The 19,481-nt window shown below is 75.1% G+C and carries 24 protein-coding genes; 9 read left to right on the plus strand and 15 right to left on the minus strand.

What is annotated here, in order from left to right; all coding sequences use genetic code 11:
* The coding region (locus ACYVKY_RS18060) for an alpha/beta fold hydrolase (protein ID WP_460436371.1) at nucleotides 1–389 on the plus strand (389 nt) is incomplete at its 5' end.
* Between the two features lie 94 nt (nucleotides 390–483).
* Here the strand turns inward: ACYVKY_RS18060 and ACYVKY_RS18065 are convergent.
* The 3 genes from ACYVKY_RS18065 to ACYVKY_RS18075 form a co-directional block, all read right to left on the minus strand.
* On the minus strand, nucleotides 484–885 hold the full coding sequence (locus tag ACYVKY_RS18065; RefSeq protein WP_460436372.1) for an SRPBCC family protein: 402 nt from the start codon (nucleotides 883–885) through the stop codon (nucleotides 484–486).
* Nucleotides 886–975: 90 nt separating this feature from the next.
* A complete protein-coding gene (locus tag ACYVKY_RS18070; RefSeq protein WP_460436373.1) occupies nucleotides 976–1,686 on the minus strand; it encodes a 3-keto-disaccharide hydrolase in 711 nt (236 codons plus the stop codon).
* A gap of 3 nt (nucleotides 1,687–1,689) precedes the next feature.
* Nucleotides 1,690–2,334, minus strand: coding sequence for an alpha-ketoglutarate-dependent dioxygenase AlkB family protein (locus ACYVKY_RS18075; protein WP_460436374.1), 645 nt, complete (start codon nucleotides 2,332–2,334; stop codon nucleotides 1,690–1,692).
* A 97-nt stretch (nucleotides 2,335–2,431) separates the two neighbouring features.
* Here ACYVKY_RS18075 and ACYVKY_RS18080 point away from each other — a divergent pair, with 97 nt between their 5' ends.
* The 3 genes from ACYVKY_RS18080 to ACYVKY_RS18090 all read left to right on the plus strand — a co-directional run bounded on the left by ACYVKY_RS18080 (nucleotide 2,432) and on the right by ACYVKY_RS18090 (nucleotide 5,489).
* Nucleotides 2,432–3,211 (plus strand): FG-GAP repeat domain-containing protein, encoded by a 780-nt coding sequence (locus ACYVKY_RS18080; protein ID WP_460436375.1) that lies wholly within the window; start codon nucleotides 2,432–2,434, stop codon nucleotides 3,209–3,211.
* Between the two features lie 128 nt (nucleotides 3,212–3,339).
* Nucleotides 3,340–4,641, plus strand: coding sequence for an NRAMP family divalent metal transporter (locus tag ACYVKY_RS18085; RefSeq protein WP_460436376.1), 1,302 nt, complete (start codon nucleotides 3,340–3,342; stop codon nucleotides 4,639–4,641).
* Nucleotides 4,642–4,664: 23 nt separating this feature from the next.
* The gene (locus tag ACYVKY_RS18090) at nucleotides 4,665–5,489 is read left to right on the plus strand and encodes a PhzF family phenazine biosynthesis protein (protein WP_460436377.1); all 825 of its coding nucleotides are present in this window, start codon (nucleotides 4,665–4,667) and stop codon (nucleotides 5,487–5,489) included.
* A 96-nt stretch (nucleotides 5,490–5,585) separates the two neighbouring features.
* Here ACYVKY_RS18090 and ACYVKY_RS18095 read toward each other — a convergent pair whose 3' ends face one another.
* From ACYVKY_RS18095 to ACYVKY_RS18105, 3 genes are read right to left on the minus strand one after another with little or no spacing between them, the layout of a single operon-like run.
* Entirely contained in the window at nucleotides 5,586–7,082 is a 1,497-nt protein-coding gene (locus tag ACYVKY_RS18095; RefSeq protein ID WP_460436378.1) for an SDR family NAD(P)-dependent oxidoreductase, read from the minus strand.
* 24 nt (nucleotides 7,083–7,106) lie between these two features.
* A complete protein-coding gene (locus ACYVKY_RS18100; RefSeq protein WP_460436379.1) occupies nucleotides 7,107–7,511 on the minus strand; it encodes an MmcQ/YjbR family DNA-binding protein in 405 nt (134 codons plus the stop codon).
* Complete coding sequence (locus ACYVKY_RS18105) at nucleotides 7,508–7,732, minus strand: hypothetical protein (protein WP_460436380.1); 225 nt, start codon at nucleotides 7,730–7,732, stop codon at nucleotides 7,508–7,510. Before ACYVKY_RS18105 ends, ACYVKY_RS18100 begins: the two co-directional genes overlap by 4 nt.
* Before the next feature lie 149 nt (nucleotides 7,733–7,881).
* Between ACYVKY_RS18105 and ACYVKY_RS18110 the strand changes: the two genes are divergently transcribed.
* Together ACYVKY_RS18110 and ACYVKY_RS18115 are read left to right on the plus strand one after the other, a co-directional pair.
* A complete protein-coding gene (locus tag ACYVKY_RS18110; RefSeq protein WP_460436381.1) occupies nucleotides 7,882–8,928 on the plus strand; it encodes a PHP domain-containing protein in 1,047 nt (348 codons plus the stop codon).
* Nucleotides 8,925–9,428, plus strand: a complete 504-nt coding sequence (locus ACYVKY_RS18115) for a P-loop nucleotide/nucleoside kinase family protein (RefSeq protein ID WP_460436382.1) — start codon at nucleotides 8,925–8,927, stop codon at nucleotides 9,426–9,428. The genes ACYVKY_RS18110 and ACYVKY_RS18115 overlap by 4 nt, the downstream gene beginning before the upstream one ends.
* Nucleotides 9,429–9,431: 3 nt before the next feature.
* On the opposite strand, the gene ACYVKY_RS18120 is transcribed toward ACYVKY_RS18115, so the two are convergent.
* The 3 genes from ACYVKY_RS18120 to ACYVKY_RS18130 are packed head-to-tail and all read right to left on the minus strand — an operon-like array spanning nucleotide 9,432 to nucleotide 11,753.
* A complete protein-coding gene (locus ACYVKY_RS18120; RefSeq protein WP_460436383.1) occupies nucleotides 9,432–10,550 on the minus strand; it encodes an NYN domain-containing protein in 1,119 nt (372 codons plus the stop codon).
* A 28-nt stretch (nucleotides 10,551–10,578) separates the two neighbouring features.
* Entirely contained in the window at nucleotides 10,579–10,947 is a 369-nt protein-coding gene (locus ACYVKY_RS18125; protein WP_460436384.1) for a nuclear transport factor 2 family protein, read from the minus strand.
* On the minus strand, nucleotides 10,944–11,753 hold the full coding sequence (locus ACYVKY_RS18130) for a PIG-L family deacetylase (RefSeq protein ID WP_460436385.1): 810 nt from the start codon (nucleotides 11,751–11,753) through the stop codon (nucleotides 10,944–10,946). The genes ACYVKY_RS18125 and ACYVKY_RS18130 overlap by 4 nt, the downstream gene beginning before the upstream one ends.
* Before the next feature lie 51 nt (nucleotides 11,754–11,804).
* Between ACYVKY_RS18130 and ACYVKY_RS18135 the strand changes: the two genes are divergently transcribed.
* From ACYVKY_RS18135 to ACYVKY_RS18145, 3 genes are read left to right on the plus strand one after another with little or no spacing between them, the layout of a single operon-like run.
* Nucleotides 11,805–12,374 (plus strand): HhH-GDP family DNA glycosylase, encoded by a 570-nt coding sequence (locus tag ACYVKY_RS18135; RefSeq protein WP_460436386.1) that lies wholly within the window; start codon nucleotides 11,805–11,807, stop codon nucleotides 12,372–12,374.
* Complete coding sequence (locus tag ACYVKY_RS18140) at nucleotides 12,371–12,898, plus strand: 2'-5' RNA ligase family protein (RefSeq protein ID WP_460436387.1); 528 nt, start codon at nucleotides 12,371–12,373, stop codon at nucleotides 12,896–12,898. The genes ACYVKY_RS18135 and ACYVKY_RS18140 overlap by 4 nt, the downstream gene beginning before the upstream one ends.
* 11 nt (nucleotides 12,899–12,909) lie before the next feature.
* A complete protein-coding gene (locus tag ACYVKY_RS18145) occupies nucleotides 12,910–13,809 on the plus strand; it encodes an alpha/beta hydrolase (RefSeq protein ID WP_460436388.1) in 900 nt (299 codons plus the stop codon).
* Between the two features lie 17 nt (nucleotides 13,810–13,826).
* Here the strand turns inward: ACYVKY_RS18145 and ACYVKY_RS18150 are convergent, their stop codons facing one another.
* The 6 genes from ACYVKY_RS18150 to ACYVKY_RS18175 form a co-directional block, all read right to left on the minus strand.
* The gene (locus tag ACYVKY_RS18150; protein WP_460436389.1) at nucleotides 13,827–14,771 is read right to left on the minus strand and encodes a siderophore-interacting protein; all 945 of its coding nucleotides are present in this window, start codon (nucleotides 14,769–14,771) and stop codon (nucleotides 13,827–13,829) included.
* A 55-nt stretch (nucleotides 14,772–14,826) separates the two neighbouring features.
* Nucleotides 14,827–15,210: a hypothetical protein gene (locus ACYVKY_RS18155; RefSeq protein WP_460436390.1), complete on the minus strand. Its 384-nt coding sequence runs from the start codon at nucleotides 15,208–15,210 to the stop codon at nucleotides 14,827–14,829.
* Between the two features lie 89 nt (nucleotides 15,211–15,299).
* On the minus strand, nucleotides 15,300–15,836 hold the full coding sequence (locus tag ACYVKY_RS18160; RefSeq protein WP_460436391.1) for a hypothetical protein: 537 nt from the start codon (nucleotides 15,834–15,836) through the stop codon (nucleotides 15,300–15,302).
* Between the two features lie 118 nt (nucleotides 15,837–15,954).
* Nucleotides 15,955–16,620: a response regulator transcription factor gene (locus ACYVKY_RS18165; RefSeq protein WP_460436392.1), complete on the minus strand. Its 666-nt coding sequence runs from the start codon at nucleotides 16,618–16,620 to the stop codon at nucleotides 15,955–15,957.
* Nucleotides 16,617–18,095, minus strand: coding sequence for a sensor histidine kinase (locus ACYVKY_RS18170; RefSeq protein ID WP_460436393.1), 1,479 nt, complete (start codon nucleotides 18,093–18,095; stop codon nucleotides 16,617–16,619). The genes ACYVKY_RS18165 and ACYVKY_RS18170 overlap by 4 nt, the downstream gene beginning before the upstream one ends.
* Nucleotides 18,092–19,348: a phosphotransferase gene (locus ACYVKY_RS18175; RefSeq protein ID WP_460436394.1), complete on the minus strand. Its 1,257-nt coding sequence runs from the start codon at nucleotides 19,346–19,348 to the stop codon at nucleotides 18,092–18,094. The genes ACYVKY_RS18170 and ACYVKY_RS18175 overlap by 4 nt, the downstream gene beginning before the upstream one ends.
* Between the last annotated feature and the right edge of the window lie 133 nt (nucleotides 19,349–19,481).

Genomic DNA, 19,481 nt, shown 5'->3' on the forward strand with positions numbered 1-19,481 from the left:
ACGACGGCGAGGCGGACGGCGGCGACCCGATGGCGCTGCTCGGCGCCGGCCCGTCCGACGAGGCCGCGCTCGCGCTGCCCGCCGCGCGCGAGCGGCTCCTCGCGATGCTGGCGGCGGCGTCGGCGCAGGGCGCGGTCGGCGTCGCGCAGGACATCGCCGGCTACAGCCTGCGGCCCTGGGGCTTCGACCCGGCCGACGTGCACGCGAAGGCGCTCGTCGTGCAGGGCGACGCCGACCCCGTGATCGGGACGGCCCACGGCCGCTGGTGGCAGCGCTCGCTGGCGTCCGCGCGGCTCGAGGTGGTGCCCGGCGCCGGGCACCTGGTGCTGCTGCCGCTGTGGGGCCGGGTGCTCGCGCACCTGGCGCCCGGTGCGCGGCACCGCGGCTGAGCGGGCCGCTCGCGGTCCCGGATCGCCGTGTTCCCGGGCGCCGGCACGTGTCGGATCCCCGGGAACGCGGCGATTCGGGGAGGAGGAAGGGAGGTCAGCCGCGGACGGCCTGGTCGAGCCGGTCGAGGGCGCCGTTCCAGCGCTGCTCGTAGGCGGAGCGGTCGCCGTCGAGGCGGTCGTGCCGCAGGTCGATGCGGGTGGCACCGCCGTCGTCGGCGAGGTCCAGCTCGACGATCGACGCGGGGGCGTCGGGGTGCTCGTGCCACGACAGCCGCAGCTGCTCCTGCGGGTGGTAGCTGCGCAGGACGCCGCTGGGTCCCTCGTCGCTGTGCCACGGTTCGCCCTTGCCGCCGAACGCGGCGCCCGGGCCGAGCAGCGCCTCCGCGCCGCTGCTGCTGATCAGGGTCTGCCACACCTGCGCCACGGGGGCGTCCACGGTGCGCACCACCTGGACGCCGTCCTGCTTCCCGTCGGTCTCGACCTCGCTCGCGCTCATCCGTTCCTCCGTCCGGAGTCCTCCGACCCGCCTCGACGGCGCCGAGGCGCTGCCCCCATCTCAGCACCACGCGGCGCCCGGGACCAGGGGTCAGGACGACGAGCAGCCCGGCACGTCGGTCGACACCAGCGGGCGGACCCGCACGGACCGGAAGCGCACGTCGTCGCCGTCGCCGTGGTTCTGCAGGCCGAGGTGACCGGGGTCGGCCGGCGGACGTCCGTCGTCGAGCGGGTGGTCGAGCACCTGGGACCCGTTGAGCCGCACGGCGATCCGGTCGTCGCGCACCTCGATCTCGAAGGTGTTCCACTCCCCGGGCGGACGGAGCGCGGCGTCGCGGGCCGCGACGTCGGGGCCGGCGACGCCGTAGAGGCCGCCCGTGGTGCGGTCGGGTGCGTCGCTGGCGTCGACCTGCACCTCCCAGCCCTGCTCGACGGCGACCCACGGGTCGCCGCCGGGGTCGGGGAAGCCGACGAACACCCCGGAGTTGTCGTCGCCGGCCACCGACCACTCCACCTCGGCCAGGTAGGGCGCTTCCAGCGGGGTCCGGTGCCACAGCAGCCCGAGGCCGCCGGTGGTCCGGACCGACCCGTCGTCGAGCCGCTCGAACCCGCCGGGACCGGCCTGCTCCCAGGCCTCGAGCGAGGCGGGGTCGTCGTCGAGCAGGGTCGTCCAGGCGGGGTCGGGCGGGCAGGCGCGCGGGTCGGGCGGCGCCTGCGCCGGTGAGCCGCAGCCGATGGCCGCACCGAGGACGAGGACGGCGAGCGCCGCTGCCGGACCGAGGTCGTGCCGGCGGCGGCGCACACCTCACCGTACGCCGCGGGGCCGGAACTGGATGCTGATGCGCGGCCCCACCGGCTGCGCGGTCTTCGGGACGCAGTGCTCCCAGGTGCGCTGGCACGAACCGCCCATCACCAGCAGGTCGCCGTGACCGAGCCGGTGCCGCACGGTGGGGCCGCCGCCGCCGTCCGGGCGCAGCAGCAGCGCCCGCGGCGCCCCGACGGAGACGATGGCGACCATCGTGTCCTCGAGCCGCGAGCGCCCGATCCGGTCGCCGTGCCAGGCCACCGAGTCGCGCCCGTCGCGGTAGAAGCACAGGCCCGCGGTGGCGAACGGCTCGCCCAGCTCGTCGCGGTAGTGCCGGTCGAGCGCCTGCTTGACGTCGGCGAGGACGGGGTCGGGCAGCGGGTCGCGCTCGCCGTAGAAGCAGAGCAGCCGGGGGACCTCGACGACCTTGTCGTACATCTCGCGCCGCTCGGCGTACCAGGGCACCGCCTCGACGAGGCGCTCGAACAGGTCGTCGGCGCCGTGCAGCCAGCCCGGGACGGTGTCGACCCAGGCGCCGCGGGACAGGTGCGTGCGGGTGACCCGGCCCGCCAGCGGCTCGACACCGGAGCCGCCCTCGTCGGCCAGGTCGAGCAGGGAGCCCTGCCAGGTCAGCGTCTCCGCCATGCCCGCGATCGTACACCTGTTCGATCCGGTGCACCGGGAACGGGCGTGACGTCTGTCAGGGGCGCCGTCCGGGGCGCGTGCCTACGGTCGAGGGACCATGCGCACCCTCCGCCTGCTGCCCGCCGCCGCCCTCGCCGTCGTCCTGCTCGCCGGGTGCTCGTCCACCTCGGACGAGCCGCCACCGGCTGCCGCGCCGAGCGCGTCGTCGGCCCCCTCCCCGTCGTCCTCGCCGCCACCGGCGACGAGCCGGCCACCCACGTCGGCCGCCGCGACCGAATGCACCACCGCGGGCCCGGTGCCGCCGGACGGCGCGGTCACCCGCGAGGTCGGCGACGTCGACGGCGACGGGCGCCCCGACACCGCCTGGCTCGCCCCGGCCGCGGGGGGCGCGGTGTCGGTCGGCATCCGGACGGCGGCCGGCGGGTCGTCCGCCGCGGACGTGACGCTGACCGGGCCGTCGGCGCGCTCGCTGCTCGTGGCGGACGCGGACGGCGACGGCCGGTCCGAGCTGTTCGTCTCCGACGGGCGCACCGTCGACCTCTACGCCTTCGACGGCTGCGCCGTGCAGCCGGTGCTGAACCGGGAGGGGACCGACTACCAGTTCGACCTCGGGTTCCGCGGCAACGGGACGGGCCTCGGCTGCACCGACGTCGGTGGGTCGCGGCACCTCGTGGGGCTGAACGCGACCGGACGGTCCGACACCGCCGTCGAGTGGTCGCGCACGGTCGTCGAGCTCGACGGGCTGCAGGCGCGCAACGGGGCCACCGACACCGGGGCGTACGCGCTGCCCGCCGAGCAGGCGCAGGCCGACCTGCTCTCGCAGGTGACCTGCGGCGACCTGACGATGCAGGACGACGGGCTCGTGCTCCCGGGCTAGGTGCGCGGCCGGGCTAGGTGCGCGGCCGGGCTAGGTGCGCGACGTCCGGCTCGCGCACGGCTGGAACGCCGCAGAACGGGCGAATCCGGCTAGCGTGTCCGGCCTGGACCCAGCGCGAGGAGGCGGCGATGGCCGGCACGGACGAGCAGGTGCACGACGGCACGGAGGGGCGCTCGAGCGCGATGCGCAAGGCGTCGCTCAAGTACGTGGGGCCCGGAATGGTCGTCGCCGCAACGGGTGTCGGCGCCGGCGACCTCGTCGCCACGCTGGTCGCGGGCTCGAAGTACGGGTACACGCTGCTGTGGGCGGCGGTCATCGGCTGCGTCGTGAAGATCGCGCTGGCCGAGGCCACCGGGCGGTGGCACCTCGCGACCGGGAAGACGATCTTCGAGGGCTGGCGCTCGCTCGGTCGCTGGACCACCGTCTACTTCGCGATCTACGTCGTGGTCTGGGGTTTCGTCTTCGGCGCCACCGCGATGACGGCGACGGCGCTGCCGCTCAACGCGCTCTTCCCGTCCGTCCCGCTCAACGTGTTCGCGGTGCTGGCCGGCCTCGCCGGCCTGGCGTTCGTGTGGTTCGGCAGGTACGCGGTCTTCGAGAAGGTCATGACGGCGCTGGTCGGCATCATGTTCGTCACCGTCGTCGGCCTCGCCGTGATGCTCGTGCCCGACGTCCCGGCCATGCTCGCGGGGCTGGTGCCGTCCGTCCCGGACGGGTCCGTCGTCTACACCCTCGGCCTGATCGGCGGCGTGGGCGGCACGATCACGATGGCGGCCTACGGGTACTGGGTGAACGCCAAGGGCTGGAGCGACTCGTCCTGGATGAAGGTGATGCGCCTCGACAACCAGGTCGCCTACGTCACCACCGGCGTCTTCGTGATCGCCATGCTGGTCGTCGGCGCCGAGGTGCTCTACTCCGCGCAGATCGCGCTCGCCGAGGGCGACCGCGGCCTGCTCGACCTCGACGCGGTGCTCGAGGAGCGGTTCGGCGGGTTCGTCTCGACCGTCTTCCTGGTCGGCTTCCTCGCCACCGCGTTCACGTCGGTGCTCGGTGTGTGGCAGGGCGTCTCGCTGATGTTCGCCGACTTCGTGTCGAACCTGCGCGGCCGGTCCGAGTCCGGTGACGCCACCCGGGAGGCGCTGGCCGCCGAGAAGTCGTGGGCGTTCCGGGGCTACGCGCTGTGGCTGACGTTCCCGCCGATGCTGCTGCTGCTGATCGACCGGCCGTTCGCGCTGGTGATCGCCTACGGTGCGCTGGGCGCGTTCTTCATGCCGTTCCTCGCGCTCACGCTGATCTGGTTGCTGAACTCGTCGCGGGTGCCGCGGGAGTGGCGCAACCGGTGGCTCAGCAACACGCTGCTCGTCGCCGCCGGGCTGCTGTTCGTCGTGCTGTGCGCGATCGAGCTGCAGAAGCAGCTCTCGTCCCTCTAGGCGCGTCCGGCATGATCGCCGGCATGGGACGCGCATTCCGGCAGGTGGACGTGTTCGGCGGCGAGGCGTACCGGGGGAACCCGGTGGCGGTGGTCCTCGACGCCGAGGGGCTCACGACCGAGCAGATGCAGGGCTTCGCCACCTGGACGAACCTGTCCGAGACCACGTTCGTGCTGCCCCCGACGCGGCCGGGCGCGCACTACCGCGTCCGAATCTTCACGCCCTCGACCGAGCTGCCGTTCGCCGGGCACCCCACGCTCGGCACCTGCCACGCCTGGCTCGGGGCGAACCCGTGCGACGACGAGGTCGTCGTCCAGGAGTGCGACGCCGGGCTCGTGCCCGTCCGCCGCTCGGACGACCGGCTCGCCTTCCGGGCGCCGCCGCTGCGCCGGTCCGGCCCGGTCGACGACGCCGACCTCGAGCGGGTGCTGCGGGTGCTGCGGCTCGACCGCGGCGACGTGCTCGACGCCGCCTGGGCCGACAACGGACCGGGGTGGGTCGCGGTGCTGCTGCGCGACGCCGACGCCGTGCTCGCCGTCGAGCCCGGCCCGCTCGACGGCCTCGACATCGGGGTGGTCGGGCTGCACCCCGAGGGCTCGGAGTGCGCGGTCGAGGTGCGCGCGTTCTTCCCCGTCGGCGACGCCACCACCGAGGACCCCGTCACCGGCAGCCTGAACGCCGGTGTGGCGCAGTGGCTCACCTCGTCCGGGCGGCTGGCCGCCCCCTACGTCGCCGCGCAGGGGACGGCGATCGGGCGGGCCGGGCGCGTCCACGTCGACGCCGACGGCGACGACCTGTGGATCGGCGGCGCCACCGTCACCTGCGTCGAGGGCACCGTCGCCCTCTGAGGCCCCTGTTCGTTCACCACGTTCAGTTGGTGGTCGCCACCTGAACGTGGTGGGCGGGCCTCGCGAAGTGGGTGCTCGCCTCGCGAAGTCGGCCGGTCACCAGCGGTACGGCTGGAAGTCCTTGAGATAGACGCCGTGCAGGTCGACGCCGGCCTCGCCCTGGACGATCGGGTCGTAGACGCGGGCAGCGCCGTCGACCAGGTCGAGCGGGGCGTGGAAGCCCTCCTCGGCGAGCCGGAGCTTGGTGACGTGCGGGCGCTCGTCGGTGATCCAGCCGGTGTCGACGGCGGTCATCAGGATGCCGTCGCTGGCCAGCATCTCGCCGGCGCTGGTGCGGGTCAGCATGTTCAGCGCGGCCTTGGCCATGTTCGTGTGCGGGTGACCGGGGCCCTTGTAGCCGCGGCCGAACACGCCCTCCATCGCCGACACGTTGACAACGTAGGTGCGCCGGTGCGGGCTCGCCGCCATCGACGCGCGCAGCCGGCTGATCAGGATGAAGGGCGCCGTCTGGTTGCACAGCTGCACCTCGAGCAGCTCCATCGGGTCGACCTCGTGCACGACCTGGGTCCAGGAGTTGGCGGTGGCGATGTCGGGCAGCAGGCCGCCGGCGTCGATCGCCGTCCCCGACTGGTGCCGCTCGAGCGAGGCGTGCCCGGCCATGAGCGACATCCGGCTGATCTCGTTGCCGGACAACCCCGCCGGCAGGTGCGGCACCGGGTGGTGCGACAGCGAGCCGGCGAGTGCGGCGGGGTGGGCCTCGCTGATCCGGTCGAAGGTCAGGATCTCGGGCAGCGGGCCGTCGGGCAGCGGTTCGGACTCGGCCGCGATCAGCGGCGCGTACGCACCGGGCGAGCGGCGCACGGTCTGCGCCGCGTTGTTGATCAGGACGTCGAGCGGCCCGGCCTCGGCCACGCTGTCGGCGAGCGCGACCACCTGCGCCGGGTCGCGCAGGTCGATGCCGACGATGTGCAGCCGGTCGATCCACTCGTGGGCGTCCTCGAGCTGGGCGAACCGGCGGGCGGCGTCGTTCGGGAACCGCGTGGTGATCGTGGTGTGGGCGCCGTCGCGCAGCAGCTTGAGCGCGATGTACATGCCGATCTTGGCGCGACCGCCGGTGAGCAGCGCGCGGCGTCCAGTGAGATCGACTCGGGCGTGGCGCTTCTCGTGGCTCGTCGCGGCGCAGTCGGGACAGAGCTGGTGGTAGAACGCGTCGACGACCGTGTAGGGCTGCTTGCAGATGTAGCAGGGCCGCGGCTGCAGGTACTCGCCCGCCGTCGCGCCCCGCGCGTTGCTCACCAGCGCGATGCCGGCGGTCTCGTCGTCGATGCGCTGGGGCGACCCGGTGGCGGTGGCGGCGACCACGGCCGCGTCGGCCTCCTGCCGCGCCATCCGCCGCTCGTCGCGCCGGTTGCGCTTGTACGCCTTGTAGATGCTCGCGGTGCCGCGCCGGATCGTGACCGCGTCGGGGTGCTCGGCCGGCAGGTCCTCGACGCGGGCGAGCACCGCCAGGGCGTGCGCCAGGTCGTCCGGGGCGATCCGCCCGTCGACGAGGGGGACGGGCACCGGCTGCGGTTCGAGGGACGGATCGGGCACAGGACGAGGGTAGGCGCCCGCGCCTCACCCCTCGTCGGCGAGCCACTCCTTCGCCAGCCGCTTCGGTGCGCGGGCGAGCCAGGCCTCGACCACGACCTCCTCCAGCTCGTCCGGGCTGAGCTGGTGCAGGTGGGCGCCGCGCACCAGCACGCCCTTGTAGCCGTCGAAGTGCGGGGTGGTGAAGAACGGCGTGCCGGGGTCGTCGACCAGCGCCCGCTTGGCCTCGACGTCCGGCGTGGAGAGCACGATCACGTCGGTGAGCCGCTCGCCGTCGTCGCCCAGCGCGTCCGGCCGCGGGGTGCGGAACACGACGAACGCCTTGCCGCGGACGAGGTAGGCCTCGGCGTCCCAGGACGTGCCGGTCTCGACCTCGGGCAGCCGCTCGGCGAACCGGCGCAGGTCGGCGACGGTGGCCCCGCGAGGGTTCACCGCCGGCTCCCGTCCCTGTACTTGCGGTGCACGGCCTGCCGGCTGACGCCGAGCTGGCCGGCGATCTCGGCCCACGACAGCCCTCGCACCCTGGCCCGCCGCACCTGCACCCCCTCGAGCCGGTCCGCCTCCGACCGCAGCCTGGCCGCAGCCCGCAGGCCCGCCCACGGGTCGTCGTCGGACGCCTGCCGCACCAACGTCACCATCTCGTCCACCTCCACGACGTCAACGTAGGTTGACATCGGCCGCCTGTCAACGGATGTTGACATGTGCACGCGGAGGGGAGTCCGTGGCCGCGGGAGCCGGATCGGGCCCTATCGCAGCGCCGACTCCCCTCGGTGTGCGCACGCGGCCGTGGCAGGGTGGGCGGGTGCACGCGCTGGAGCCGCTGGAGGCGCCCGTCTCGCCGCTCGCCGCGCTGCGGCGCATCGGCTTCCTGCTCGAGCGCGCCCGGGAGAGCTCGTACAAGGTCGAGGCGTACCGCAAGGCGTGCGCCACCCTGGCCAAGCTGTCGCCCGACGAGGTGGCGAGCCGGGCGCAGCGCAAGGCCCTCACCGAGCTGCCGGGCATCGGCCGCTCCACCGCGACGGCGGTCGAGCAGGCCGTCGCCGGCAAGGTGCCCTCCCGCCTCGCCGAGCTGCAGGACGCCGCGGGGCCGCTGGTCGAGGGGGGTGAGGAGCTGTTCGCCGCGATCCGGGGCGACCTGCACATGCACTCCGACTGGAGCGACGGCGGCTCGCCCGTCGAGGAGATGCTCGTGACCGCGATGGAGGTCGGCCAGACCTGGACCGCCCTCACCGACCACTCGCCGCGCCTCAAGGTCGCCAACGGCCTCACCGCGGCGCGGCTGAAGAAGCAGCTCGCGCTGGTCGACCGCCTGAACGAGCGCGTCGACGGGCGGTTCCGGCTGCTGAAGGGCATCGAGGTCGACATCCTCGACGACGGCTCGCTCGACCAGACCGACGAGATGCTCGACCGGCTCGACGTCGTGACGGCCAGCGTGCACTCGAAGCTGAAGATGGAGCGCACGGCGATGACCCGGCGGATGGTGAACGCGGTGAAGAACCCCCGGGTCGACGTGCTCGGCCACTGCACCGGCCGGCTGGTCACCGGTGGCCGGGGCACGCGACCGCAGAGCCAGTTCGACGCCCGCGCCGTGTTCGAGGCCTGCGCCGAGCACGGCACCGCGGTCGAGATCAACTCCCGCCCCGAGCGGTGCGACCCGCCCGACGAGCTGGTCCAGCTGGCCCTCGAGCTCGGCTGCACGTTCACCATCGACTCGGACGCGCACGCCCCCGGTCAGCTCGAGATGAAGGCCTACGGCGCGGAGCGGGCCGAGCGGCTGGGCGTGCCGTGGGACCGCATCCTCACCACGTGGGACGTCGACGACGTCCTCGACTGGACCGGACGCGCGTGACGGCGCTCCTGGTGGTGTTCGCCGGCCTTCCCGGCTCCGGCAAGACCACCGTCTCGCGCGCGGTGGCCGACCGGCTCGGAGCGACCTTCCTGCGCGTGGACACGATCGAGTCGGCCGTGCAGACGTGGCTCGCGCCGGTGGGTGGCAGTCCCGTCGGCTACGTCGCCGCCGCGCAGGTCGCGCACGACCAGCTGGTCTCCGGGCGCGACGTGGTGGTCGACGCGGTCAACGCCGTCGACCTCGCCCGCGAGGGGTGGCGCCGCCTGGCTGCCGGCACCGGCGCGCGGCTGCGCTGGGTCGAGGTCGTCTGCACCGACGAGGACGAGCACCGCCGCCGGGTCGAGGGCCGCACCGGCGACTGGCCCGGCCACGAGCCGCCGACGTGGGAGGCCGTGCGCAACGCCGGGTTCGAGCCGTTCACCGACGAGCGGCTGCTCGTCGACAACGTGGGGGACGCGGGCGCGCACGTGGAGCGGGTGCTCGCGCACCTCTCCCGGTAGGGGTCAGCGCAGCCGCAGCCGGAGCTGGCCGCCGGACTCGACGCTCGACTCCACGACCTCGGCGCGGGACTCGACGAACGCCGTGAAGGTCTTGAACCCCAGGGCCTTCTCCTTGAACCCGGCGTCCATGCGCTGCATCTGGCTCTTCACGCCGCCGCCGTTCAGCCAGTCGTCGGCGTTGTCGGCGCGGTCCTGCACGATCTGCAGGGCGCGCACCAGCAGGCTCGTGGCGGCCTGCTGCTCCGGCGGCTCGTCGGGCTCGGGCGCTGCGGCCTTCTTCGCCGCCGCCTTCTTCGCGGTCGCCTTCTTGGCGGTCGTCTTCTTCGCCGCGGCCTTCTTCGTCGCCCGCCCCGACGTGGCGGGCTCGACCGCGGGCTCCGGCACGTCGTCGGGCTCCGCCGCCGGCTCCGGCGCGACCACCTCGGGCTCGACGGCCGCCGCGCGCTTCGACGTGCGCTTCGAGGTCCGGCGCGCCACCGGCGCCACCGTGTCGTGCTCGGCGCCGAACGAGAACGTCGGGATCAGCGCCGGCGGTTCGCTGATGCCGGGAACCGCGTCGTAGGAGGTGAACTCGTCGCACGCAGCCACCAGGGCGCGGCCGGTGGAGCCGCTGACGCCGATGCCGACGACGTACCGGCCGAGGCGCTTGCACCGCTGCGCCAGCGCGACGTAGTCGGAGTCGCCGGCGACGAGCACCACGTGGGTGAGGTCGTCGTACTGCATCAGGTCGGCGACGGCGTCGACGGCGAGCCGGATGTCGGCGCCGTTCTTCGTCCCGCTGACCGGGAAGAGCTGGGTGAGGTCGACGGCCCGGTCGACCAGCTGGTGCCGGTACGTGGCGTTGGCGGGCACCGACCAGTCGGCGTAGGCCCGGGCCATGGCGACCCGTCCGAACGAGGCCGCGTAGTCGAGCAGGGCGCCGACGTCGACCCGCGCCTGGTCGATCTTGGCGGTCACCGGGTGGTCCTCGTCGCCGGGACCGCCGTGCCGCCAGGCGTTGTCGGACCGCCACGCGTCGCGCGAGCCGGTCGCGTGCACCTGGTCGTACCGGGAGATCACGACGTTGTCGAAGTCGATGTAGACCGCGACGCGCGGGTTGTCGGTCGCAGAGTGGCTCGGCACCCGCCCACCGTAGCCCTCTGCCGTCGGGCTACCCGTCGGACGGAGCGGGGCGGCGGTCGGCCGGCGGCTCGACGAGCTCGGCCCACACCTCGACCAGCTCGCCCACCAGCCCGTCGCGGAGGGTGAGGAACATCGCGACGTGGTGGATCTCGTCGCCGTCGCTGACCCGCGCGAGCGCGCACGCGCGCTCGCCCGACACCACCTCGTCGACGGGCTCGAACCGCCACGCACCGGGGTAGTCGCGGTTCAGCGCGACGTACCCGGCGCGGTCGAGCACCTCGCCGGTGTGCACGTAGCGGCAGGTGAAGTCGGTGGCGAGCAGCGCCTCGAGGGCGTCCCAGTCGCGGCCGTCGATCGCCCGCGCGAGGTCGGTGACGACCGTGGCCGTGGTGGTCACCGGCCGGCCCCGTCCTCGAGCCACCAGCCGGTCACCATGCCGGCGGGGCGTCCGGGCTCGACGTAGTACTCGGTGCCGAAGAACTGCGCGAACACCTCCTCCGGCATGGCGAGCATCATGCCGACGTCGCTGGTCTGGCTGCGGTGGGCCTCGAGCGCGGCCCGACGCTGCGGCAGCTGCGCCGCCACGTCGACCTGCCAGTGCAGCTCGGCCTCCGGGGTGCCGAGCGGGTTGCCGTCGTCGGCGGGCGCGTCGGGGTCCCAGTCGTCGGCCGCCTGGCCGGCCGCCTTCGCCTGCTCGTACGCGCGGCGCATGGCGTCGCGGTTCATCGTCGACTCCAGCAGCCGGGGACGCCGCCGGGCCAGCCCGGCCGCGCGGTGCAGCACCTGGTGCACCTTCACGTGGTCGGGGTGGCCGTAGCCGCCGTGCCAGTCGTACCCGACGACGACGTCGGCGTCCTCGTCGTCGAGCAGGTCGGCGAGGCGGCGCGCGGCCTCGTCGACGTCGGCGGAGTGGAACGAGTCCGGGTGGCCGTTCTGCTCCCACCCCGTCATCCCCGAGTCGGCGTACCCGAGCCAGGCGACGCGCGCGGTGCCGGTGGCCGCGGCCGACGCCGCCGCCTCGGCCCGCCGCCGCTCGACCACGGTCTCGCCGGGCGCGAGGTCCCCGGGGGCCTCGCCGTGGTCGCCGTTGGTGGCGAACACGACGACGACACGGTGCCCCTCGGCGCTCGCGCGGGCCATCGACCCGGAGGTCTGGCTGGCCTCGTCGTCGGGGTGGGCGTGGACGAAGACGATGGTGCTCACGGCCCCATCCTGCCCAGGGCCCCCGACAGCCCGCTGCGGCAGACTGTCGGCATGGCCCTGCACCTCGCCTCCACCCCCGACGCGAACGCGCTGCTCGAGCGCGACCCGCTGGCCCTGCTGCTCGGCATGCTGCTCGACCAGCAGATCCCGATGGAGAAGGCGTTCACCAGCCCGCACGTGCTCGCCGAGCGGCTGGGCGTCGAGCGGCTCGACGCCGCGCAGATCGCGTCGTACGACCCGGAGGCCCTGCTCGAGGTCTTCCGCACTCCCCCTGCGCTGCACCGGTTCCCGGGCTCGATGGCCGAGCGCACCCAGGCCCTGTGCCAGGCGCTGGTCGACCGGTTCGACGGCCGCGCCGAGCGGGTGTGGGACGACGCCGCGACCGGCGAGGAGGTCGTCCGCCGGATGGCGAGCCTGCCCGGCTTCGGGGCGCAGAAGGCGAAGATCTTCACCGCGCTGCTCGGCAAGCGCTACGGCGTCCGTCCCCCTGGGTGGGAGCAGGCCGCGGGCGACTACGGCACCGAGGGCTTCCGCTCGATCGCCGACGTCACCGACGACGCGTCCCGGCTGAAGGTGCGCGAGTACAAGAAGGCGGCCAAGGCCGCGGCGAAGGCGGGATGAACGGTCCCGTCCAGTCGGTCGAGGCACTGCTCGACCCCGCGACCGACGACCGCGTCCGCGCGCTTTGGGACGCCCTCGCCGCCGCCGGACTGCCGAGCCAGGCCCGGCACAGCGGCGACTCGAACGCGCCGCACGTGACCCTCGCGGTGCGCCAGGAGGTCCCGGGCGACCTCGACGGCGCCCTCGGCCAGGCGGTCGGCCCCTTGCCGCTGCCCGTCCGGCTCGGCGGGCTGCTGGTGTTCGCGCGGCGGCGGTGCGTGCTCGCGCTGGCGGTCGTCCCGTCGTCCGGCCTGCTGGACGCGCACGCGCGCGTCGACGACGCGCTCGCCGGGTGCGGGTCCTCGGCCCCCCACCTGTCGCCGGGCACCTGGACGCCGCACGTCACGCTCGCGCGCGGGCTCGCGCCCGACCAGGTGGGGACGGCGGTCACCGCGCTCGGCACCCTCGACGACCTGGACGGGACGGTCGTCGCCGTCCGGCGCTGGGACGCCCGCGAGCGCCGCACCTGGGTGCTGCCCGCCTGAGCGAACCGCGGGTGGTCGGGCGCCGAACCCCTGCCATGGGCCTGCTCGCCGACCTGACCGCCCGCGCGGTGCAGCGCAGCGCGCCGCGCACCGCCCGCTACGGCGACCGGCTGCTGCTCGCGGGCGCCGACCTCCCTGAACCCGTGCCGCTCGTCGTCCCGACCCGGCGGGGGGACGTGCGGTGCGAGGTGTACCGGCCGGACGCGGAGCCGGTGGGCACCTACGTGCACCTGCACGGCGGGGCGTTCGTGATGCGGTACCCGCGGATGGACGACTTCTTCGCCCGCTTCGTCGCCGCCCGCGCCGGACTCGCCGTGGTCGCGGTCGACTACGACGTCGCACCGCAGGCCCGCTACCCCGTCGCGCAGGAGCAGGCGCACGACGTGCTCACCTGGGTCGCGCGCCACCACCGCCAGCTGCGCGTGGACGCGGCCCGCACCACGGTCGGCGGGTTCAGCGCCGGCGGCAACCTGGCCGCGGCGGCCTGCCTGCAGGCGCGCGACCTGGGCTCGGTGGTGCCGCACGCGCAGCTGCTCGTCGTCCCCAGCCTGGACGTGGCCGAGGACCCGCGGACCAAGGCGGCGCGCTCGCCGGGCGGCATGGTCGACGTCCGGCTGCTGCGCCTGGTCCGGTCGACGTACTTCCGCGACGCCGGGCGCCGCGGCGAACCGTACGCGTCACCGCTGCGTGCGACGGACCTGTCCGGCCTGCCGCCGACGATGGTCGTCACGGCCGGGCGCGACACGCTGCGGCACGAGGGCGACGCGTACGCCGCCCGCTTGGTCGAGGCGGGCGTCGACGTCCAGCACGTCGTCGTGCCCGGGGCCGACCACTACGTGCTGGACGGCGACCTCACCCGGGCCGAGGCGCTGATGGACCGGATGGCGGCGCACCTGCGCGGAGCGACCTGAGGGCGACCGGTCGGGCGTCAGTCGAGGACGCGGCCGTGCTTCCAGTAGCCCATGAACGCGATCTTGGTGCGGTCGATGCCGAGGTCGCGGACCAGGTAGCGCCGCAGCCGGGTGATCGCGCCGGACTCGCCGGCCATCCAGGCGTAGAGGTCCTCACCGACGACGGCCTGCGGCACGTCCCAGGGGAGCTCCTCGTCGTTCTCGGGCACGTCCTCACCGGTGTGGGCGGCGCCGATCAGCGACGGCCAGGTGCGGGCGAGCGCGTCGACGACGGCCGCCTGCAGCAGGCTGCCGGCCGGCTCGTGCGGGTCGAGGCCGGCCTCGTCGCGGGGCAGCCAGGTGACCCGGACGCCCTCCGGCCGGCGCAGGTCGAGCCGGTCGCCGCCGGTGGGCACCTCGACGACGGCCTCCCCGGTGGCACCGGCGGGCAGCTCCTCGAGGATGCGGGCGATCGCCGGCAGCGCGGTCTCGTCGCCGACGAGCAGCACCGGCGTGCTCTCCGGGCAGCGGAACTCCAGGCCGCCCGGGTCGCCGCCGAAGTCGGCGTTCGGGCCGAGGAAGGCCACGACGTCGCCGGGGGCGGCCGACCCCGCGAACCGGGACGCCGGGCCGCCGTCGCCGTGCAGCACCAGGTCGACGTCGAGCTCGCGGGCCTGCGGCCGCAGGGCGCGGGTGGTGTAGGTGCGGATGCGCGGGCGGACCTCGTCGGGGAGCTCGTAGAGCCCGGCCCAGCCGCGGTCCATCGGGACGCCGTCGAAGCCGTCGCGACCCTCGGCCGGCAGCACCAGCTTGATCCGCTGGTCCAGGCCCGGGTCGGCGAACCGGTCGAGGTCCGGGCCGGTGAAGGTGATCCGGACGTAGGACGGGCTCAGCCGCCGCACGGCGCGCACCTGCACCCCGAACAGCCGCCACGGCTGCGCCTCGGGGACGGTGGTGGTCTCGGCGGTCTCGGTGACGGTCACGCGACCCAAGTTAGCCTTCCCTAACCTGCGCTGTCGAACCCGACCGGCGACCCGGTCAGTCGTCGTCGGGCTCGGCGTCGTCGTCGTCCGGCTCGTCCGGGCTGTCGTCGCCGTCGTCGTCGCCGACGACCACCGGGGCGGGGGCCGGGACGGGGGCGGGAGCCGGAGCGGGAGCCGGGGCCGGAGCGGGCGCCGGAGCGGGAGCCGGGGCGGGCGCGGGTGCGGGGGCCGGGACGGGGACCGCCGGCACGGTGCCGTCGTCGACGACCGGGGCGCCCGCCGACCCGACCAGCGCCGGGTCGAGCAGCACCGGGCCGAGGTCGGCCCCGTCGGCCGGCCGGTCGAGCAGGCTGCTCGCGAGGGTCACGGCCGACATCGTCAGCCCGAGGCCGAAGGTCGCCGTCGCGGTCACCACGACCCAGGAGGGCGGGGGTCTCATCGTGTGCTCCCTTCGGTCGGGACGGGTGGGTGGGTGGTGGTGGTGCCGACGGGTCGGGGGTCCCGCCGGCACCACCGCTCGGGGTCCGGTCAGTCGCCGGAGTCGGCCGAGCTGCCGCTGGCGGCCGAGGGGGCGCTCGGCGCCGACGCCGCGCTCGGCGCGGAGTCGACCTGGGCCGGGGCAGGCGCGGGGGCGGGCGCCGGCGCGGGGGCCGGGGCAGGGGCCGGAGAGTCCGCGGCCGAGGCGTTCGGCGAGTCCGCGCTCTCGGGCGAGGGGTCGACCCAGCCCGGGTCGCCGGCGCTGTCCGAGGCCGACTCGGCCGAGTCGGTGGCCGACTCGTTCGGCGAGTCCGCGCTCTCGGGCGAGGGGTCCACCCAGCCCGGGTCGCCGGGGCTGTCGTTCGGCGAGTCCGCCGACTCGGTGGCCGACTCGGTCGGCGAGTCCGCGCTCTCGGGGCTGGTGTCGGTGGCCGACGTGGTGTCGTCCGACCCGCTGGCCAGCACCACCGCGGCGCCGGCGTCGCGGTCGTCGGTGCCGTCGAGCGCGAGGGCCGCGCTGCCCACGGCACCGCTCACCCCCAGGGCCGCCACCGCACCCACGGTCATCCACTGCCTGCGGACGTTCATCGCGTTCCTCCTCTGGTCGTCGCCGCCGGGTCGGGGTCCCGGTCCGGCGTCCTGCCGTCGTGGGAACCACGTTCGCGGGCCCGGATGAGGTCACCAGGAGACGACCGTGAGAGGACGCTCATCGTCCGGCCCGCAGCCGGTAGCCGACGCCGCGCACGGTCTCGATCCGCTCGGCGCCGACCTTGCGGCGCAGGTAGCGCACGTACACGTCGACGACGTTGGAGCCGGGGTCGAAGTCGTACCCCCACACGTGGCTGAGCAGCTGCTCGCGGGTCAGCACCTGGTCGGGGTTGCGCAGGAACGTCTCGGCCAGCGCGAACTCGCGCGCCGACAGCTCGACCGTGGCGCCGTCGACGTCGGCCCGCCGGGTGCGCAGGTCGAGCTGCAGCCCGTCGACCGCCAGCACCGTGCTCTCGGGCGCGCGATCCGCCTTGAGCCGCAGCCGGATCCGTGCGAGCAGCTCGTCGAAGCGGAAGGGCTTGGCCATGTAGTCGTCGGCACCGCCCTCGAGCACCTGCAGGGTGTCCTCCAGGCCGACCCGGGCGGTGAGGACGACCACGGGGATCGCGTTGCCGTCCTCCCGCAGCCGGCGCAGCACGGCGTGCCCGTCGAGCAGCGGCAGGCCGAGGTCGAGCACCAGCAGGTCGAACTCGCCCGACGACGCGTAGTCGTAGGCCGTGCGTCCGTCGGCCACGACGGTCGGGGTGAAACCGTTGGAGCGCAGGCCCTTCTCGACGAACGAGGCGATGCGCTGCTCGTCCTCGGCGATCAGGATGCGGTTCACGGGACGTCCTCCTCGGGCTCGGTGGTCCCGTCGCCCGGTGCGTCGACCGGGAGGACGAGGGTGAAGGTGGAGCCGCGTCCGGGGTCGGAGTCGACGTCGACGCGGCCGCCGTGCGCGTCGGCGATGGCGGCGACGATCGCGAGCCCCAGCCCGGAACCCTCGACGCCCCGGCCGGTCTCGGCGCGCGCGAACCGCTCGAAGACGCGGTCTGCGTCCTCGGCGGCGATGCCGACCCCGCTGTCGCGCACCCACACGTGCGCCTCGCGCGTCCCGTCGGCCGCGGTGACGACCTGGCTGCCGATGCCGACGGTGCTGCCGGGCTCGGAGAACTTCACCGCGTTGTGGCAGAGCTGGAGCACGGCCTGGGTGAGGCGCTGCTCGTCGCCGCGCACGCGCGCGTCGGCGAGCGCGTCGAGGTGCCAGGCCCGGTCGCCGAGGGCGCGGGCCTTGTCGAGCACCTCGTCGGTGAGTCCGGCCAGGTCGACCGCGCCGGGGCGGACGAAGTCGGGGCGCCTCGACTTCGCCAGCAGGATGAGGTCCTCGACGAGCCGTGCCATCCGGTCGGTCTCGTCGAGCAGCAGCGCCCGGGTCTCCTCGACCGACGCGGGGTCGTTCGCGTCGAGCACCTGCAGGTGGCCGGACAGGATCGTCACCGGCGTGCGGAGCTCGTGGCCGGCGTCGTCGAGGAACTGTCGCTGGCTCTCGAACGCCGTCTGCAGGCGGTCGAGCATCGCGTTGTAGGAGCGGGTCAGCTCGGTCACGTCGTCGTCCCCGCGCTCGGGGATGCGTTCGGTCAGGTCGTGCTCGTCGATGCGGCCGGCCGCCTCGCGCAGGGCGCGGAGCGGACCGAGGAGGCGCCCGGCCACGACCCACCCGACCAGCGCGACGAGCAGCAGCGTGCCGGCGGCGACCAGCGCGTAGAGGCGCATCAGCTCGTTCAGCTCGGTGCGCGGCTGGTCGACGACGTAGGCGACGACGTAGGTGCCGGTGGTCGGCGTCCCGGCGACGCCGACCTGGACGATCACGAGGCGCACCAGGCCCGCGCTGGTCTGCACGTCGCGGAAGCGCGACGGCGAGTCGGGCGCCACGGCCGTGATCGCGGCCATCGCCGCCGGCTCGTCCTCGAGGCGCAGCGGGCGGTCGCCGCCGGGCAGGGCGTACACCTCGCCGCCGACGAGGGTCAGGCTGGTCTCGTTCGCCGACGGGACGTTGCGCGCCAGGGCGACCCGCAGCAGCTGCTCGACGCTGTCGAACGGCCGCCCGGTCTCGGGGTCGACGCCCTGCTCGGCGAGCGTCTGGAACTCCTCGACCTCCTGCACCAGCGCCCCGCGGATGTCGCGGTCGAGCCGCTGCAGCTGCAGCACGTAGACGGTGGCGCCGGTGACGGTCGTGCCGGCGGCGGTCACGAGCAGCACCGACGCGAGCACCTTGGCGCGGACGGTCCAGCGCCGGCGGCGGGTGGCCTCCTCGCTCACCCGGCGGCCCCGAGCCAGCGCTCGCAGGCCGCGACCCGGGCGAGCGTGGCCTCCTGCCAGCCGTCCTCCTGCACGCGGTGCGGGCCGGTGGTGAGCGAGAGCAGCACACCTGCCGTGCGCACCCGCACCTCGGCCGGGTCGAGCACGGCGTCGGCGGCGGCGAGCCAGTCGGCGCGCACGGCGGCGAGCCGCTCCTCGCGGCGCGGGCGCATCAGCCCGAGCACGTGGGCGTGCGCGAGCAGGCAGGCCAGGTCGTCGGCGCGCCGCCCGGGGCCGACGGAGTCGACGTCGAGCAGGCCGCTCACCCGCGGCCCGTCGAGCAGCAGCTGCCCCTCGTAGAGGTCGCCGTGGCAGGGCTCGTCGGCGGGGACGTCGCGGACGGCGTCGAGCACGGCGTCGGCCACGGCCCGCACGCGGTCGCCCGCCTCGGGCAGCGCGGCGGCGACGACGCCGGCGTAGTGGGCCGCACCGTGGCTCCACGACCGCCGCTGGGGCAGGTCGAGCACTGCGCGGGGGAGGCGGTCGACCAGGTCGACGAGCGCGCGGCCGGACGGCACCGGGCCCCCGGACAGCAGCCGGGGCCGCATCGGCTCGCCGAGCAGCGGCTCGAGCACGACGACGCCGTCCGGGGTGTGGCCGAGGCTGCGCGGGACCGGCAGCCCGGCGCCGTGCAGCAGCCGGTGCCGGTCGTGCAGCTCGGCCGACCGGTGCGGGCGCAGCACCTTGAGGAACAGCCGCCCGCCGGGCACGTCGGCCTGCACGACCGCGCCGCGGCGCGGGCGGTACGCGCGCATCGTCAGCCGCACCTGGTCGGGCGCGCACGCGGCGCCGAACCGCGACAGGGCGGCCGCCACGGCCACCGGGTCGCAGGCGGCGGCGAGCCCGGGCAGCGCCGGGTCGAGCGGCAGCCGCCAGACCTGCACGTCCCGCACGCCGTCCGACAGGGTGAGGACGCCGTCGGGCGCGCTCGGCGCCGGGCCGGGGAACGTGCCCGTGCTCGCCCCGAGCGTCTCGTCCTGCTCGTGCGCGCCCCAGCGGACCCGGGCGGTGTACGAGGCGGTGACGCTGCGGCCCGGGCGGTGGTCGACCTGGCGCACCCGCCAGCGCACCAGCTCGCCGCCGCCGGTGGTCACCGCCGCCGCGAGCAGGTCGTGCGCCGACGGTCCGGTGAGCAGCTCGAGGTCGCTCGTGGTGCCCGTGCTCGTGGTGCCCGTGCTCCTGGTGGCCGTGCCGGGGGCCTGCGCGGTGGTCACCGCGGCAGCGTGGGCGGGCGGCATGAACCCATGATGAGGGCTCGATGAGACGGCTCTCATCTTGCGCTCGTCCGTTCACCACGTTCAGGTGGCGATCGCCTACCGAACGTGGCGTGTGGGCCCCGTGGAGTGC

The organism is Angustibacter speluncae, from assembly GCF_054777815.1.

What these genes read in the sequence shown, in the direction of transcription:
- ACYVKY_RS18065 (WP_460436372.1), bottom strand. Translation starts at nt 885, where the DNA reads ATGAGCGCGAGCGAGGTCGAGACCGACGGGAAGCAGGACGGCGTCCAG.
- ACYVKY_RS18075 (WP_460436374.1), bottom strand. Translation starts at nt 2,334, where the DNA reads ATGGCGGAGACGCTGACCTGGCAGGGCTCCCTGCTCGACCTGGCCGAC.
- ACYVKY_RS18080 (WP_460436375.1), top strand. Translation starts at nt 2,432, where the DNA reads ATGCGCACCCTCCGCCTGCTGCCCGCCGCCGCCCTCGCCGTCGTCCTG.
- ACYVKY_RS18085 (WP_460436376.1), top strand. Translation starts at nt 3,340, where the DNA reads ATGGCCGGCACGGACGAGCAGGTGCACGACGGCACGGAGGGGCGCTCG.
- ACYVKY_RS18090 (WP_460436377.1), top strand. Translation starts at nt 4,665, where the DNA reads ATGGGACGCGCATTCCGGCAGGTGGACGTGTTCGGCGGCGAGGCGTAC.
- ACYVKY_RS18135 (WP_460436386.1), top strand. Translation starts at nt 11,805, where the DNA reads ATGGCCCTGCACCTCGCCTCCACCCCCGACGCGAACGCGCTGCTCGAG.
- ACYVKY_RS18140 (WP_460436387.1), top strand. Translation starts at nt 12,371, where the DNA reads ATGAACGGTCCCGTCCAGTCGGTCGAGGCACTGCTCGACCCCGCGACC.
- ACYVKY_RS18155 (WP_460436390.1), bottom strand. Translation starts at nt 15,210, where the DNA reads ATGAGACCCCCGCCCTCCTGGGTCGTGGTGACCGCGACGGCGACCTTC.
- ACYVKY_RS18160 (WP_460436391.1), bottom strand. Translation starts at nt 15,836, where the DNA reads ATGAACGTCCGCAGGCAGTGGATGACCGTGGGTGCGGTGGCGGCCCTG.